At 69.7% G+C, this 14,235-nt stretch carries 15 protein-coding genes; 7 read left to right on the top strand and 8 right to left on the bottom strand.

Translation table 11 applies throughout. The features are described from left to right. The first annotated feature begins 8 nt into the window (after window positions 1–8). From ACW17Y_RS13470 to ACW17Y_RS13455, 4 genes are all read left to right on the top strand, one after another. Entirely contained in the window at window positions 9–641 is a 633-nt protein-coding gene (locus ACW17Y_RS13470; RefSeq protein ID WP_492036194.1) for an EF-hand domain-containing protein, read from the top strand. A gap of 64 nt (window positions 642–705) precedes the next feature. Next, window positions 706–1,287 (top strand): RNA polymerase sigma factor, encoded by a 582-nt coding sequence (locus ACW17Y_RS13465; protein ID WP_492036193.1) that lies wholly within the window; start codon window positions 706–708, stop codon window positions 1,285–1,287. Then, the gene (locus tag ACW17Y_RS13460) at window positions 1,284–1,715 is read left to right on the top strand and encodes a hypothetical protein (protein WP_492036192.1); all 432 of its coding nucleotides are present in this window, start codon (window positions 1,284–1,286) and stop codon (window positions 1,713–1,715) included. The genes ACW17Y_RS13465 and ACW17Y_RS13460 overlap by 4 nt, the downstream gene beginning before the upstream one ends. Beyond that, a complete protein-coding gene (locus ACW17Y_RS13455; protein ID WP_492036191.1) occupies window positions 1,712–2,221 on the top strand; it encodes a periplasmic heavy metal sensor in 510 nt (169 codons plus the stop codon). Before ACW17Y_RS13460 ends, ACW17Y_RS13455 begins: the two co-directional genes overlap by 4 nt. Before the next feature lie 293 nt (window positions 2,222–2,514). On the opposite strand, the gene ACW17Y_RS13450 is transcribed toward ACW17Y_RS13455, so the two are convergent. The 3 genes from ACW17Y_RS13450 to ACW17Y_RS13440 all read right to left on the bottom strand — a co-directional run bounded on the left by ACW17Y_RS13450 (window position 2,515) and on the right by ACW17Y_RS13440 (window position 6,148). Beyond that, window positions 2,515–4,878 carry a PAS domain-containing sensor histidine kinase gene (locus tag ACW17Y_RS13450; RefSeq protein ID WP_492036190.1) on the bottom strand — a complete coding sequence of 788 codons (2,364 nt, stop codon included), beginning with the start codon at window positions 4,876–4,878 and terminating at the stop codon, window positions 2,515–2,517. Window positions 4,879–5,070: 192 nt separating this feature from the next. Beyond that, window positions 5,071–5,643 (bottom strand): hypothetical protein, encoded by a 573-nt coding sequence (locus ACW17Y_RS13445; RefSeq protein ID WP_492036189.1) that lies wholly within the window; start codon window positions 5,641–5,643, stop codon window positions 5,071–5,073. A gap of 91 nt (window positions 5,644–5,734) precedes the next feature. Further along, on the bottom strand, window positions 5,735–6,148 hold the full coding sequence (locus ACW17Y_RS13440; protein ID WP_492036188.1) for a CBS domain-containing protein: 414 nt from the start codon (window positions 6,146–6,148) through the stop codon (window positions 5,735–5,737). 203 nt (window positions 6,149–6,351) lie between these two features. On the opposite strand from ACW17Y_RS13440, the gene ACW17Y_RS13435 reads away from it, so the two are divergent. The 3 genes from ACW17Y_RS13435 to ACW17Y_RS13425 all read left to right on the top strand — a co-directional run bounded on the left by ACW17Y_RS13435 (window position 6,352) and on the right by ACW17Y_RS13425 (window position 9,800). Next, window positions 6,352–6,774 carry a hypothetical protein gene (locus tag ACW17Y_RS13435; protein WP_492036187.1) on the top strand — a complete coding sequence of 141 codons (423 nt, stop codon included), beginning with the start codon at window positions 6,352–6,354 and terminating at the stop codon, window positions 6,772–6,774. Window positions 6,775–6,856: 82 nt separating this feature from the next. Continuing rightward, entirely contained in the window at window positions 6,857–8,350 is a 1,494-nt protein-coding gene (amaB, locus tag ACW17Y_RS13430) for an L-piperidine-6-carboxylate dehydrogenase (RefSeq protein WP_492036186.1), read from the top strand. Between the two features lie 493 nt (window positions 8,351–8,843). After that, window positions 8,844–9,800 carry an aspartyl protease family protein gene (locus ACW17Y_RS13425; RefSeq protein ID WP_492036185.1) on the top strand — a complete coding sequence of 319 codons (957 nt, stop codon included), beginning with the start codon at window positions 8,844–8,846 and terminating at the stop codon, window positions 9,798–9,800. Here the strand turns inward: ACW17Y_RS13425 and ACW17Y_RS13420 are convergent. The 5 genes from ACW17Y_RS13420 to ACW17Y_RS13400 all read right to left on the bottom strand — a co-directional run bounded on the left by ACW17Y_RS13420 (window position 9,785) and on the right by ACW17Y_RS13400 (window position 14,234). Next, a complete protein-coding gene (locus ACW17Y_RS13420; RefSeq protein WP_492036184.1) occupies window positions 9,785–11,047 on the bottom strand; it encodes a glutamate-5-semialdehyde dehydrogenase in 1,263 nt (420 codons plus the stop codon). The two genes, ACW17Y_RS13425 and ACW17Y_RS13420, sit on opposite strands and share 16 nt — an antisense overlap. Further along, window positions 11,044–12,198 (bottom strand): glutamate 5-kinase, encoded by a 1,155-nt coding sequence (gene proB, locus ACW17Y_RS13415; protein WP_492036183.1) that lies wholly within the window; start codon window positions 12,196–12,198, stop codon window positions 11,044–11,046. Before proB ends, ACW17Y_RS13420 begins: the two co-directional genes overlap by 4 nt. Before the next feature lie 42 nt (window positions 12,199–12,240). Continuing rightward, entirely contained in the window at window positions 12,241–13,092 is an 852-nt protein-coding gene (gene ypfJ, locus ACW17Y_RS13410; RefSeq protein WP_492036182.1) for a KPN_02809 family neutral zinc metallopeptidase, read from the bottom strand. Window positions 13,093–13,170: 78 nt separating this feature from the next. Further along, window positions 13,171–13,536: a hypothetical protein gene (locus ACW17Y_RS13405; RefSeq protein WP_492036181.1), complete on the bottom strand. Its 366-nt coding sequence runs from the start codon at window positions 13,534–13,536 to the stop codon at window positions 13,171–13,173. Window positions 13,537–13,583: 47 nt separating this feature from the next. Continuing rightward, on the bottom strand, window positions 13,584–14,234 hold the full coding sequence (locus ACW17Y_RS13400; RefSeq protein WP_492036180.1) for a class I SAM-dependent methyltransferase: 651 nt from the start codon (window positions 14,232–14,234) through the stop codon (window positions 13,584–13,586). Window position 14,235: the final 1 nt, after the last annotated feature.

Genomic DNA, 14,235 nt, shown 5'->3' with positions numbered 1-14,235 from the left:
ATGAACGCATGAGAAAATCCACTCTGGCCGCCAGCGCCGCTGCTGTTCTGGCCGTCCTCACCGCCGGTTCCGCCCTGGCCCAACAGGCTCCGCGAGCGGCTCGTGCAGATGCCGATGGCGACGGCCGCGTGAGCCGGGCCGAGTTTGTCGACGGCCGCATTGCGCGCCTGACCGCGATCGACGCCAACCGCGACGGCTCGATCACCGTCGAGGAGCGCCGGTCGGGCATCGACACCCGCCGCAACCAGCGCGTTTCGGCACGGTTTGAAGCGCTCGACACGGACGGCAACGGTGCGGTCAGCCGCGACGAATTCATTGCCGCCCGCGAGATGCGCGGCGACCGGGCCGATCGTGGCGCGCGTCACGGCATGCGAGGTCATCGTGGAGGCTGGCGCGGCGGTCGCGGTCACGGCGGTGGAGCAGCGCGTCAGGGCGCCGAGGCCCCCGGGCCTCTCGCTATCGCCAACGTCCAGACCCGTCTGACGACGCAGTTCGACCGGGTCGATGCTGACCACGACGGCTTCATCACCCCTGCCGAACGCGTCACGGCCCGTCAGGCGATGCGCGCGCATCGCCAGTCCCAACGGCAGGAGCGTCGCGCCGCCCGTCAGGCGTCGCCTTCGGCGCCCGCTTCGGAGTAAGAGGGTGGGGACGGTCGCGCTCGCATGGCCGTCCCGCCTGTCCGTCCGTCGGGAAAGTGACCGTTTGGCTTCTGTCGTCGACCCCGACGAGGATCTGGTGCGCCGCGTGGGTCAGGGCGATCCCGCGGCTATTCAGGCCATGGTGGCGCGCAAGCTTCCCCGCATGATGGCCCTGGCGCAGCGGATGCTGGGCGATCCGGTTGAGGCCGAGGACGTGGCCCAGGACGCCATGCTGAGGGCCTGGAAACAGGCCCCGCGCTGGACCCCGGGCAAGGCCAGGTTCGACACCTGGCTGCACCGGGTGGCTCTGAACCTCTGCTATGATCGCCTGCGTCGACGGCGCGAGGTTCCGACCGAGATTTCACCGGACCGGCCCGATGAGGGACCGCTTCCGGATCGCGGGATCATGACGGCCCAGCTGGGCGCGCAGGTGGACCGGGCGCTCGCCGCCCTGCCGCAGCGCCAGCGCGAGGCCATCGTGCTGTGCCACTATCAGGAGCTGACCAATATTGAGGCCGCCGGCCTGATGTCGGTCAGTATCGAGGCGTTGGAAAGCCTGCTGTCGCGGGGTCGCAGGACCCTGAGACAGACACTGGCGCATCTGGCCCCCGGCGCGGAGCCGGCGGCCGAAGGAGGACGAGGATGACACCCGAACGCATGGACGAGACGCGTTTCGGCGAACTGGCTGACGCCTTTGGCGGCGATGTCCGCCGCTGGCCCGAGAGCGAGCGCGAGGCTGCCCGCGCCTGGATCGACGCCCATCCGCTGGAGGCCGAACGCGCCCTGTTCGACGCGCGCCAGACCGACGCCGCCTTGTTCGCCTCGCCTAACCCCGTGGTGTCTATGGATCTGCGCGATCGGGTTATCGCCGCGGCCTCGGTCAAGGCGCGCGCCGCCTGGCCGTCGTTGAGGAAACTGTTGTGGATCGGCGGGGCGGGCTGGGCCGCCGCCGCCTGCGCCGGGGTCGTGTTCGGCGCGAATCTGGGCGGCCATCTGGCGACCCAGGCCCAGGCCGACGCCGTGCTGGATCAGGCCATGCTCAGCGGGTTCGACGAGACCGAGGTGCTGGGATGAATACGCGCACCCTCGCCATCGTTCTCGGCGTCGCCCTCGCCGCCTCGGTCGCAGTGAACCTGTTCGCCGCGACCGCCGCCTATACGGCCCTGACCGGTCAGCAGCGGATCGAAAGCCGCATGGACGGCAAGGACCGGGACGACCGTCACGCCTCCCCGCGCGAACTGGTCGCCGCCCTCAGCCCCGATGTGCGCGTCCGCGTGCGACAGTCATTGCGTGACGCCGGTCTCGCCGCCCGCCCGGACTTCCAGCAGGCGCGCGAGGCCCGTCGACAGGCGATCGCCGCCGCCGCCGCCGAGCCCTATGACGCGGCGCTCGTCGAACGGTTGCTGGACCAGTCGCGCGATGCGGAGATTCGCGGCCGGCGTCGTCTCGAGGCGGACACCCTGACCATCATGAGCACGCTGGAACCGACCGACCGCGCCGCCTTCGCCCAGATCCTCGGTCGCGGCAGGGGCAGCAGTCACAGCCACGACGACAAGGCCGGCGACAGTCACGCGAGATAGGCCTCCCCGATCAATCAGGGGTAGCTTTGCTGTAAAAATCATCGGAAAAGCCTGCGGGAAATCCGGGGGATGGATGCGCGTTTTCGCGTTGAGGAAGGGTTCTGGCTCGGCGTGATCGCCGTGGCTCTGGCGGTCATTGCCGTAGTGATCCTGGAGCCCTGGCTCCCGCTTCCGGGGCCTGAACCGACCGGAAGGTCGCTGGCGCTTTTCCGGGTCAGACCCCAGATTTGAGCGAGTGCACGATTCACGCTTCATGCCGGACCCGCGAAGCGGGTCCACCAGAAGATCATGCTCTAGGCGGCCCGGGCCTGTTCGACCGAGGCGCCGGGGCGTTTCATCGGGATGTCGAAGCTGACGGTGGTGCCGACGCCCGGCTCGCTCTCCATCAGCATCTGACCCTGGTGCAGCTCGATCAGGGCCTTGGTCAGCGACAGGCCGAGGCCGGTCCCTTGGGTCGTCTTGGAATGCTGGCCCTCGACCTGTTCGAAGGGCTGGGCCAGGCGGGCCAGGTCCTGGGCGGCGATGCCGATGCCGGTGTCGGTCACTGCAATCCGGACCCGGTCCCCGTTCAGCGCCTGCAGTGACACGGTGATCTCGCCGCCCTCCGGCGTGAACTTCACGGCGTTGGAGATCAGGTTCAGCATGACCTGTTTCAGCCCGCGATAGTCGGCGTCGATCTCGGGCAGGTCCGGCGCCTCCAGCGACAGGGTCAGGCCCGAGTCCTGCGCCTTGCCCCGCATCAGGCGGATGGCGTCTTCGCAGATTTCGGTCAGGGACACCGGCTCATAGTGCAGGGTCATCTTGCCCGCCTCGATCTTGGCCATGTCGAGGATGTCGTTGATCAGGCTGAGCAGGTGCTGGCCGGACTTCAGGATGTCGGCGGCGTAGCCCTTGTACTTCGGGTCTCCCAGAGGCCCGAACATCTCCCCGGCCATGATCTCCGAGAAACCGTTGATGGCGTTCAGCGGGGTGCGCAGCTCGTGGGACATATTGGCCAGGAACTCGGACTTGGCCTGGTTGGCGGCCTCTGCCCGAGTCATGGCGATCTCGTATTTGCGGGCCAGCAGGCTGAGTTTTTCCTGGCTGGTCTCCAACTGATCGACCGTGATCCGCAGACTGTCGGCGGCGCGCTGGCGCTCCAGTTCCTGACGGCGGATGGCCGTCACATCGGCGGCCGTGACCACCGTGCCCCCGTCGCCGGTGAACCGCTCGGACAGCTGCAACACCCGGCCGTCATGGAGTTCGACCTCGCGAGCCCCGGCGCGACCCTCGGCGGAGGGGCGCTCCTCCTTGATGGCGAGGGCGGCGATCCGGTTCAGCTCGTCCTTCATGGCGCCCTTGCGCACCGCCTCGTCGGCGAAGCCGAAGGCGTCCTTGAAGGCCTGGTTCCACAGGATCAGGCGGCCGTGCTTGTCGAACAGGACGAAGGCGTCCGACACGCTCTCGATGCCGTCGCGCAGCCGGTTTTCGGCGGCCTGGGCCTGGGCCTTGGCGCGGCGCGCCTCGGTGATGTCCAGGGCGACGCCCAGGATGATGCTGAATCCGTCCTCGCCCCGAACGCCCCGCGCCTGACCCCGGGCGTCGATCCAGCGCGCGCCGCCGGTCGACAGGGGAACAGGGAAGGTCACCTCGAACGCGCCGAAGGTCGCGGCCTGACGCAGGGCGTGTTCGACCAGATCCCGATAGCGGGGATGGATCCGCTCCATCACCGCTTCGGCGCTGACCGACCCGCCGGCGGGAAGGCCCAGCAGCTCGGCCATGAAGTCGGAAACGACGACCTCGTCGGCGTTGAGATCCCACTCCCAGACGCCGCAACGCGCCGCCTCGACAGCGACGCGGAAGCGGTGCTCGGTCTCCTGCCAGGCCTTGGACGCGCGCGCCTGTCGCCAGCGCTGCAGCAGGGCGAGGCCCAGAACCAGCACGCCGAGCCCCAGGGGCGCGATCAGCAGCCACAGATCGCTGATGATGGCCGCGGCGCCGGTCGTCTCGGGTCGCCAGGCGACAACCACCAGTCCGCTGTCGCCGACGGGCGCGGATGTCGCCTCGATGGCCTCGTCGGGGCGGGGGGCTCCGCGGACGGCGGCCTGCGTCGCCGTCAGGGCCGACAACTCGACGCCCAGTCTTTCCTTCAACGAGACCCCGGCGGCCCCCGCGATGAGGCCCTCGGTCGGCGACACCACGAGGGTGCGCAAGCCGGCCTCATCCGCGACCGGAGTCAGCGCAACCAGACCCGGGGCCTGTGATGCGGTCGACAGGATGGCCCTGCGATCCTGCGTCGCCCGGGGTGCGGCGGTGTCAGTGGCGGCCGCCAACGGGCGGAACTCGGCGGGACTGGCTCCGACTGCAGCGCTGGCGACCCCGGCGTCCATGACGGCGAAGGCGCTGTCCGGGGCGGCGACGCGGGCCGCCTCCAGGGCGTCCAGCGGGCGGCTCGGACTGGTTCTGAGACGCTGGCTGGCGACGTTCAGCCCGATTTTGGCCTTGGCCAGTTTGGCGTCCAGCAGGGCTGCGCCCAGATCGGCGTCGCGCCGCAGGGCCTCGACCTTCAGTACCGCCGCCTCGCGCGCGGGACGCGTGCTCTCACGCGCGAACAGGACGACGTAGATCGCGAGGCCGAGCGTCAGGGCGAGAACCAGCACCCGCCCCCACGCAGGCAAGCCTTCGGGACGGTCCTGAGCCCGTCGTCCCGGCTGCTGAATGCGGCGCTCTGTGCCCCGCAAGGCGTTCTCCCGGACATGCTCGCGGCGTCCCGGCCGGGGCGGCTGGGTCAGGCGTTGGGCGATTCGACGACACCCCGGAATCTAGGCTGCGTCGCGGAATCCTGTCGAGGTTTGGTTAACGAATCTCTTTTACGCGGCGTGCGCGCGTGGCGCCGGCGCAGAGGCCTCCGGGGCGGGGGCCAGAACTTCGGTTACGGATTTCAGGACTTCGCGGGCCTGACGGGCCAGGGCGAGGGTCTCCGGCGGGGCGTCTTCGGGGCTTTCCGCGACCGTATCGACCAGCTTCTGCGCGAGATCCATCAGGCGCGGCGCGGCGGCGATCAGGCGCGCCTGGAACTCGATCTTCTGGGGATCGCGGTCGTATTCGGCGCCGGGCACGCGCCAGCCGCCCCAGTCGGCCGGATCGGTGACCACGACGGGATAGGTGCCGGGATAGGGGTGGTGCGGCACGTCCTCGGCCTGCTGCCACTTGTTGCGCGCGCGCAGCAGCCGCCAGTCCCCGGCATCCGAGCCGGCCTCGTCCTCGGCCGGCAGCATCAGTTCGGTCGCCTGGAACTCGCGGCCCAGGCCGACGTCATAGGTGACCTTGACCGGTTCTTCGAAACCCTTGGCCCAGACAGGCTGGACCTTTTCGATCTGGGCCCAGGCGCCGACACACTCGACCCAGACTTTCTGGCCCTTCTGGAATTGCGCGCGCGCCATCGTGACCCCTGCTTGTGACCCCGCATCTTGACGGATGGCCCGTTGACACGGGGTTCAGAGACAGGGTGACGCGCGCGTTAACCGCATCCGATCAGTGAGGCTGGGAAATCGTCTCCAGCGCCGCGCCGGCGTAGCGCTCCTTCACGCGCGTCGACAGGTCGCCCAGCGACACGACGCCGACCAACTTGCCGTGCTTGTCGATCACCGGCAGGCGGCGGATCTTGCCCCCACCCATCAGCTCGAGCGCCGACTTCAGGTCGTCTGTGTCCAGCACCGTGGTCGCGCCGCTGGTCATGACTTCGGTTACGGGCGTGGAAGACGGCTTGCCCTGGGCCACCGCGCGCACCGCAATGTCCCGATCGGTGATCGTGCCCGTCAGGCTGTCGCCGTCCGCGACCGGCAGGAAGCCGAAATCGCCGGCGGCCATCCGAGCCGCAACCTGCTGGATGGTGTCGCCGGCCTGGGCGACCTGGACGTCCTTGCTCATCACGTCACGGATTTTCACGACGGAAATCTCCTGCTTGCTGCGTTGAACCCATCGAACCCGCCGGAGCCGGCGACGTTCCCCCCAGCCGGTGACGGGCCCCGCAAGCGTAGCCGTTCATCAACCTGACTGTTTGACAACAGCGGGCTCAGACGCGTGTCAGCTTCACCGTGCTTTTCTTCTCCTCGCAGCCCACCCCCGGGCCGAGATGAAGGAAGAAGATCATGACGACCGCCCTGACGAAGAAAGCTCTGCTTTCTCTGCTGGCCGCGTCGGCGGTCGCGATCGCGACCCCGACGCTGGCGCAAGATTACGGCCGAGGTCACGGTGACCGCGGCGGCGGCTACGGCCAGAACCATAACGGCGGCTACAACGGCGGCTACAATGGCGGCTGGAACGGCGGCGGCCTGAACGGCGATCAGGCCCGTCTGGCCCAGCGCATCGACCGCGCCGCCTACAACGGCCGCATCAGCCGCCGTGAAGCCCACAGCCTGCGTTCGCAGTTGGCGGACTACCAGCGCCTGGAGTGGCGCTATCGCCGCGACGGCCTGTCGAACTGGGAACGCCGCGACCTGCAGGACCGCCTCGACCGGATCGAGCGCAACCTGCGCGAGGAACGCCGCGACCGCGACGGTCGTCGCTGGTAACCTCCCACCGGCGTTGACCGGGGGCCGCTTCCGAAAGGAGGCGGCCCTTTCGCTTTTCCGGTCGTGCGGCTAAGCCGCCGACATGACCGCAGCCCAGAACGCCCAAGCCATCCTGACCCGCCTCGGCGTATCCGATGCGCCCTTCGATCCGGCCGGCCTCCCGACCCGTTCGCCCATCGACGGCTCGACGGGAAAGGCTGTGCGCGTCGCCGATGCGGCGGCGACCGGGGCCGCCATCGCGGCCGCGACCTCCGCCTTCGACGCCTGGCGCCGGATCCCCGCGCCGCGCCGGGGCGAGCTGGTCCGGCTGCTGGGTGAGGAACTGCGCGTGGCCAGGGACGACCTCGCCATGCTGGTCACCCTCGAGGCGGGCAAGATCACCTCGGAGGGCCTCGGCGAGGTCCAGGAGATGATCGACATCTGCGACTTCGCCGTCGGTCTGTCGCGCCAGCTCTATGGCCTGACCCTGCCCAGCGAACGTCCCGGCCACCACATGCGCGAGACCTGGCAGCCGCTGGGGCCGGTCGTGGTCATCTCCGCCTTCAACTTCCCGGTCGCGGTCTGGGCCTGGAACGCGGCGCTCGCGCTTGTCTGCGGCGATCCGGTGATCTGGAAGCCATCGGAGAAGACGCCGCTCACCGCCGTCGCCACCCATGCGGCGATGCAGCGCGCCCTGACCCGCTTCGGCGATGCGCCTGACGGCCTCGTTCAGCTTCTCGTCGGAGGCCGCGAGGTCGGCGAGACCCTCGCCGCCGATCCCCGCGTGGCCCTGGTTTCCGCCACCGGTTCGACCCGGATGGGCAAGGCGGTCGCCACGACCGTCGCCGGGCGTCTGGGCCGGTCGCTGCTGGAACTGGGCGGCAACAACGCCATGATCGTCACGCCCAGCGCTGATATGGACATGGCGGTGCGCGCCATCGCCTTCTCCGCCGTCGGCACCTGCGGCCAGCGCTGCACCACCCTGCGTCGCCTCCTGGTGCACGAGGATGTGGCCGAAGCCCTGATCGAGCGTCTGGCGAAGGCCTACGCCACCCTGCCCATCGGCGATCCGCGCGAGGACGGGGTTCTCGTCGGCCCGCTGATCGACGAAGACGCCGCGAAGGGCTTCGACCGCGCGCTCGCTCAGGCCGTGGAGCAGGGCGGCCAGATCGTCGTCGGCGGAACCCGCGACGGGGCCTATGTCCGCCCCGCCATCGTCCGCATGCCGGCCCAGAGTTCGGTGGTGCAGCACGAGACCTTCGCCCCCATCCTCTACGTCCTGACCTGGCGGGAGTTCGACGAGGCCGTGGCGATGCAGAACGCTGTGCCCCAGGGACTGTCGAGCTGCGTCTTCACCGACAGCGTGCGCGAGGCCGAGGCCTTCCTGTCCGCCTGGGGCTCGGACTGCGGCATCGCCAACGTCAACATCGGCCCCTCGGGCGCAGAGATCGGCGGAGCCTTCGGCGGCGAGAAGGAAACGGGCGGCGGCCGCGAGTCAGGCTCCGACGCCTGGAAATCCTACATGCGCCGCCAGACCCAGACGGTGAACTTCTCCTCCGCCCTGCCTCTGGCCCAGGGCGTGCGGTTCGAGGTGTAAGGAACATTCCCTCTCCCGGCGGGAGAGGGCTTGAGGCCCGCAGAGCGAAGCGATGCGTCTTGGCCGAAAGGGTGAGGGGCAGCGCTCACCGGTTGGCTCCAGCCCCTCACCCTTTCGCGTTTCCAATCGCTGCGCTCTTGGACGCTCAAGCCCTCTCCCGCCGGGAGAGGGAAGATGCCCCATACCCATCAACACATCCCCGGAATCCGCCAACGATTCCAATGCTCGGTCCTGACCAGAGCCCTTTTGCCCTTCACCCCCTGAAAAGCCCCTATACTGGTCCCTTTCGCGCGGAGAGGACGACCATGGGCGAACGCTTCGGACCCATCGGACACATCGGACGGCGTTTTTGAGACCGGCCCCATGGGACTCTACGGACTATCTGGACTCTGAATTCTGGGTACGGCCGGGCGCCGTGCTCCGGCGACGCGGAAGGGCGATTGCGACCCTGCTGCGCCTCGACAGCGCCGCAACCCGTCCCCACTGTCACCGAATGAACCGCCGCGCCCTCCTGACCCGCGTCGCCCTCGTCGCCGCCGGCCTCGGCGGGGCGTGGTGGCTGAGGGACCATGTGCTGTGGCGCGATCCCGGGGTCGCCTTCGGTCCGGAGGGATCGAGCGGCTGGCTGCCCTATGACGAACGCCGCGCCTCGGTGCCGACCGTCCGGGTCACCGTCGGCGGCCAGCCGGTGCGCGCCCTCGTTGATTCCGGGGCCCAGTACTCCGTCATTGATCGCGGCCTGTTCCAGCGACTGGGCCTGACCCAGGCCTTCGATATTCCACTCGTGGCCTATGGCGTCGGCGGCGGGGCCCAGATGGGACGGGGGGTGACGCTGGATGTTTCCGTGGGCGCAATGCGGATCGACGCCTTGCGCGCCGCCATCCTGTCGCTGGGGCCGCTGGCCGTGGGGGAGGGGCTGGGAGCGCCTCTGATCCTCGGTCAGGACCTGTTGGGCGAGACGGTGCTGGAACTGGACACGGAGGAACGCCGCGTGCGGTTCCTGCCTCGCGAGGGCCATGTCCTGCCTGCGGACGTCGCCGCCATACCCGTCTCGAAGTCGCGTGGCGCCCTGACGACCGAGGTCACGGTCGAAGGTGCGACCATCCAGGCTGTGGTCGACACGGGCGCCTCGGCCCTGCTGGCCCTGTCGCGAGAAGCGGCCGGGTCCGCCGGCCTGCTGGACGGCCGACCGTCGCAGCGCGGGGCCAGCATCGTGCTGGGCGGGGCGATCGACTCGCAGATCGTCCGGTCACGGACCATCACCGTCGGCGACCAGATTTATCGCGACGCCGACACGCCCATCTATGCCGACGTGCCCCTGCCGGGCTTCCCTGCGGCCCTCGTCGGGATGGAGGCCTTCGCGGGGCGACGACTGGTGCTCGATCTCGGCGGCGGACGGCTGCACGCCTCGCGGCCGCTGGACCTGACCATCGGTCAGGGCCGGATCTGACCGGTCCCGCGCACGAGGTATTTGTAGCTGGTCAGCTGTTCCGCCCCGACCGGCCCGCGCGCATGCAGGCGCGAGGTGGAGATGCCGATCTCTCCGCCGAAGCCGAACTCGCCCCCGTCCGCGAACTGGGTCGAGGCGTTCCACAGGACGATGGCGCTGTCGACGCGGTTCAGGAACCCGGCCGCCGCCGCCTCGTCCCCGGCCACGATCGCGTCGGTGTGGCCCGAGCCGTGCTGTCGAATATGCTCCACCGCCGCGTCCAGCCCATCGACGACCTTCACCGCCAGGATCGGCGCCAGGAACTCATGCCCCCAGTCGTCATCGCTCGCCGCGTGGATCGCCGGGACCAGGGCTCGGGCTTCCGCATCGCCCCGCAACTCGCACCCCGCCGCGATCAGGGCCTCAGCCACAGGCGGCAACAGCCGTTCCGCACCCGCCCGATCGACCAGCAGGGTCTCCGTCGATCCGCACACAGACACCCGCCGCATCTTGGCGTTGACGACGATATCGCAGGCCATCCCGACCTCGGCAGAGACGTGCAGATAGGTGTGGTTGATCCCCTCCAGATGGCCCAGCACAGGAACCCGCGCCTCGGCCTGCACCCGGGCGACCAGGCTCTTGCCGCCGCGCGGGATCAGCAGGTCGATGGAGCCCTCCAGCCCGGTCATTAGCGCCCCGACCGCCGCCCGGTCCGGCGTGCCGACCAGCTGCACCGCGTCGGCCGGCAACCCCTCCGCCGCCAGTCCCTCGACCACGGCCGCATGGATGGCCAGCGAACTGTCGAGGCAGTCCGATCCGCAGCGCAGGATGGCGACATTGCCCGACCGAATGGACAGGGCCGCCGCGTCGGCGGTCACATTGGGCCGGCTCTCGTAGATGATGGCCAGCACGCCGATGGGCGTCCGCACCCGGGCGAAGTCGAGCCCATTCGGCCGGGTCCAGCGCGCCGTCTCGACGCCCAGAGGATCGGGAAAGGCCGCGACCTCGTCCACCGCCGCCGCCATGGCCTCGACGCGGGCGGGCGTCAGGGCCAGCCGGTCGATCTGGGCCTCCGCCATGCCGTTCGTCCGGGCCCGGTCGATGTCGCGGGCGTTGGCCTGAAGGATCGCACCGGCCCGCGCCCGCAAGGCCGCCGCCATCGTGGTCAACGCCGCAGACCGCGTCTCGGCCGGAGCCAGTCGCACGGCGTCCGCCGCCGCCCGTGCGCGCCGTCCCATTGCCAGCATTGCGGCATTCAGAGCGTTCATGCGTGCAACACGAGGTCGTCGCGGTGAATCGCGACGCCCGGTCCCTTGTAACCGACCAGGTCCTCGATCTCACCGGAGTGCCGACCCCGGATGCGCTCCATCTCGTCGGCGGCATAGGCGGCCAGGCCGACGCCCAGAACCCCGCCTGCGGCGCCCACCACGCGCACGCAGTCGCCCCGGTCGAACCGGCCCTCGACCTGTTTCACGCCGGACGCCAGCAGGCTGCGCCCGCTCGCCAGAGCCTGCGCGGCCCCGTCATCGACCGTCAGCGATCCTGCGGGATCGAGACTTCCCGCGATCCATGACTTGTAGGCCTGCAGGGGCGTCGCGGTCGCCGTGATCAGGCTGGCCCGCGCGCCCGCCGCCACCGCGCTCAACGGCCGCGCCTCCAGTCCCGAGACGATCAGGGTGGCGCACCCGGCCGAGCGGGCGATCCGTGCCGCCTCCAGCTTGGTCGCCATGCCTCCTGTGCCGACGTCGGCGTCGGCATTGGCTCCGCCGGCCATGGCCAGCACATCCGGCCCGAGGTTTTCGATCAGCGGCAGATGCTCGGCTGCCGGATCGCAACGCGGATCGGCCGTGTACAGACCATCGACGTCCGAAAGAAGGATCAGCAGGTCCGCCCGCACCAGCTGCGCCGTCCGCGCCGCCAGCCGGTCGTTGTCGCCATAGCGGATTTCCTCGGTCGCAACGGTGTCGTTCTCGTTGACCACGGGCACGACGCCGAGCTTCAGCAGGGCCTCCAGCGTCGCCCGGGCGTTGAGCCACCGACGACGGCGCTCGGTGTCGTCGCGGGTCAGCAGGACCTGGCCGGGCGTCAGGCCTGCACCGGCCAGCGCCGCCTCCCAGGCCTGCATCAACAGGGATTGTCCGACGGCGGCGGCGGCCTGTTTCTCGTCCAGCCGCGCATTCTTCTCCAGCCCGAGGCGGCCCCGGCCGAGCGCGACGGCGCCCGACGAGACCACGACGACCTGACGCCCCTGTGCCCGCAAGGCGGCGATGTCGGCGGCCAGCCCCGCCAGCCAGACGGTCGCCGGCGCCCTGGCGTCCACGACCAGCGACGACCCGACCTTGACCACGATCCGTCGCGCCGCACGCAGACTGGCGGCGGGGGAGGCGGTTTCAGGCGTGGTCAGGGCAGGGGCGGTCACGGCGCGACCATGCCGCGCCGTGTGCGATGCAACAAGCGGTCTCTAGAGACCCTGGAAGGTATCGCAGCTCGCCGGGTCGCCCGACTGATAGCCGCGTTGCAGCCATTCCATCCGCTGCGCCGACGAGCCGTGGGTGAAGCTTTCCGGGCTGACCTGACCGCCCGAGCGGCGTTGCAGCGTGTCGTCTCCGATGGCCGAGGCGGTGCGCAGACCTTCTTCCAGGTCACCCTGTTCGACCGCGACCTCACCGCCGGAGACGGAGGCGGCGTTGGCGGCCCAGACCCCGGCGTAGCAGTCGGCCTGAAGCTCCAGCGCCACGGAGTAGCGGTTGCCTTCGGCCTCGGACGAGGCGCTCTGCTGCGCCCGCTGCACCTGTTCCGACGCCCCGGTCAGGGTCTGGACGTGGTGGCCGATCTCATGGGCCAGGACATAGGCGCGGGCGAAGTCGGCGCCGGAGGCCCCGAGCTGGGTCTCCATCTCCTGCCAGAAGCTGAGGTCCAGATAGACCTGACGATCGGCCGGGCAATAGAAGGGACCCATCGCCGACTGGCCGAACCCGCAGCCCGTCGGGGTGCCCTGTTCATAGAGGACGGTGTTGTCCGGCGGCCGATAGCCGTCGAGTTTCGTCGCCCAGACGTCATTGATGTTGCGGCCGACGACATCGACGAACAACCCGGCCTGGTCCTCCGGCGTCCCCTGACGGCCCTCCTGAGAGGCTCCGGCCTGTCCGAACTGGCTTGCGACCTGCTGCGTCGTGGAGGGATCAATGCCGAAGACGAGATAGATGATCAGGCCGACAACGGCGACGCCGATGCCGCCCCCTGTGACCGCGCCGCCACCCATGCCGCGGCGATCCTCGATCCCTCCGCCCCTCTGTCCGCCCTGCCACCGCATCGTCGTCTCCCGGATGTCCCGCTCAAGCTAGGCCGGAACGCAGGCGGAGGGGAAGGGATGCAATCCTGTCGCAGTCCCTTATCGCGGGGAACGCGCCAGCCAGTCGTCGATCTGGGCCACGCCGGACGAAACGGCCTCTCGCCTCGCGGTCGCCGCCTCGCGCGCCCTCCGCTGGGCGTCGGGGGACGGCGGGACATCGACGAGGGGGATGTAGGGCTCCGGCTGCCGCTGAGCGCGGATTTCGGCCTCGGTCATGCGGGTGTTCAGCTGATGCTGGCTAGTATAGGCGGCCTGCCGTTCGGACTGAAGGCGCTGGGTCTCCATGCGATAGCGCAGCCGGTCGGCCATCGGGGCGCCGATCCAGGGCTGGCCCGGCGCATAGACCTGGGCGGAGGCGGTCCCGGCGGACAGGACGGCGATCAAGGTCGGGACGGCGGCTTTCATGCTGTGAAGATGGGGCCGTCCGCCGCTACGGCCAAGCGTGGCCGCGATCAATCCAGCGAGAAGACCGAACTGCGCTTGATGGCGAAATCCTCCAGCTCGCGGGTCGTCGGCACCTGATACTCGGCCAGATGGGTCAGGCCTTCGGTGCGGAAATAGGTCCGGTGCGGGTCGCCGATGAAGACCTGCGATCCCTGTAGCCGCGCCTGCTTCAGCCAGGTCATGACCCGTTCGGTCATCGGCTTTTCGTAGCAGACGTCGCCGGCGCAGATCAGGTCGACCTCGGGCGGGGCGGCGTCCAGCAGGTTCGCGTCGGTAAAGGACAGGGTCACCCCGTTCGCCTCGGCGTTCAGCCTCACCGCCGCTTCGCAGAAGGGGTCGATGTCGGCGCACAGCACGCCGGCCGCGCCCGCCTTCATCGCCGCCACACCGACCAGCCCTGACCCGGTCGCGAAGTCGACGACCGTCTTGCCCGCGAACCTCTGCGGATTGTCCAGCACCCACCGGGCCAGACCCTGGCCGCCGGACCAGGCGAAGGCCCAGAACGGCGGCGGCAGACCGAGCTCGCCCAGCTCCTCCTCCGTCAGCTTCCAGATCGGGGTGATTTCGTCGGCCAGCCATAGCGAGATTTCCGGCGCATGCGGCACGGCCTGGAGCCGGGTGTTGGCCAGGATGAAGGCGGCGGGATCGGTGATGGTCACG

Source organism: Brevundimonas sp. AVps7 (assembly GCF_058681545.1).
The sequence above is the reverse complement of the archived record's forward strand: the minus strand, read 5'-3'. Positions and strand labels throughout refer to the sequence as shown.

Excerpts from the sequence above, each read along its gene's own strand:
- ACW17Y_RS13470 (WP_492036194.1), top strand. The coding sequence starts at position 9 with ATGAGAAAATCCACTCTGGCCGCCAGCGCCGCTGCTGTTCTGGCCGTC.
- ACW17Y_RS13460 (WP_492036192.1), top strand. The coding sequence starts at position 1,284 with ATGACACCCGAACGCATGGACGAGACGCGTTTCGGCGAACTGGCTGAC.
- ACW17Y_RS13455 (WP_492036191.1), top strand. The coding sequence starts at position 1,712 with ATGAATACGCGCACCCTCGCCATCGTTCTCGGCGTCGCCCTCGCCGCC.
- ACW17Y_RS13445 (WP_492036189.1), bottom strand. The coding sequence starts at position 5,643 with ATGGCGCGCGCGCAATTCCAGAAGGGCCAGAAAGTCTGGGTCGAGTGT.
- ACW17Y_RS13435 (WP_492036187.1), top strand. The coding sequence starts at position 6,352 with ATGACGACCGCCCTGACGAAGAAAGCTCTGCTTTCTCTGCTGGCCGCG.
- amaB (WP_492036186.1), top strand. The coding sequence starts at position 6,857 with ATGACCGCAGCCCAGAACGCCCAAGCCATCCTGACCCGCCTCGGCGTA.
- ACW17Y_RS13425 (WP_492036185.1), top strand. The coding sequence starts at position 8,844 with ATGAACCGCCGCGCCCTCCTGACCCGCGTCGCCCTCGTCGCCGCCGGC.
- ACW17Y_RS13420 (WP_492036184.1), bottom strand. The coding sequence starts at position 11,047 with ATGAACGCTCTGAATGCCGCAATGCTGGCAATGGGACGGCGCGCACGG.
- ypfJ (WP_492036182.1), bottom strand. The coding sequence starts at position 13,092 with ATGCGGTGGCAGGGCGGACAGAGGGGCGGAGGGATCGAGGATCGCCGC.
- ACW17Y_RS13405 (WP_492036181.1), bottom strand. The coding sequence starts at position 13,536 with ATGAAAGCCGCCGTCCCGACCTTGATCGCCGTCCTGTCCGCCGGGACC.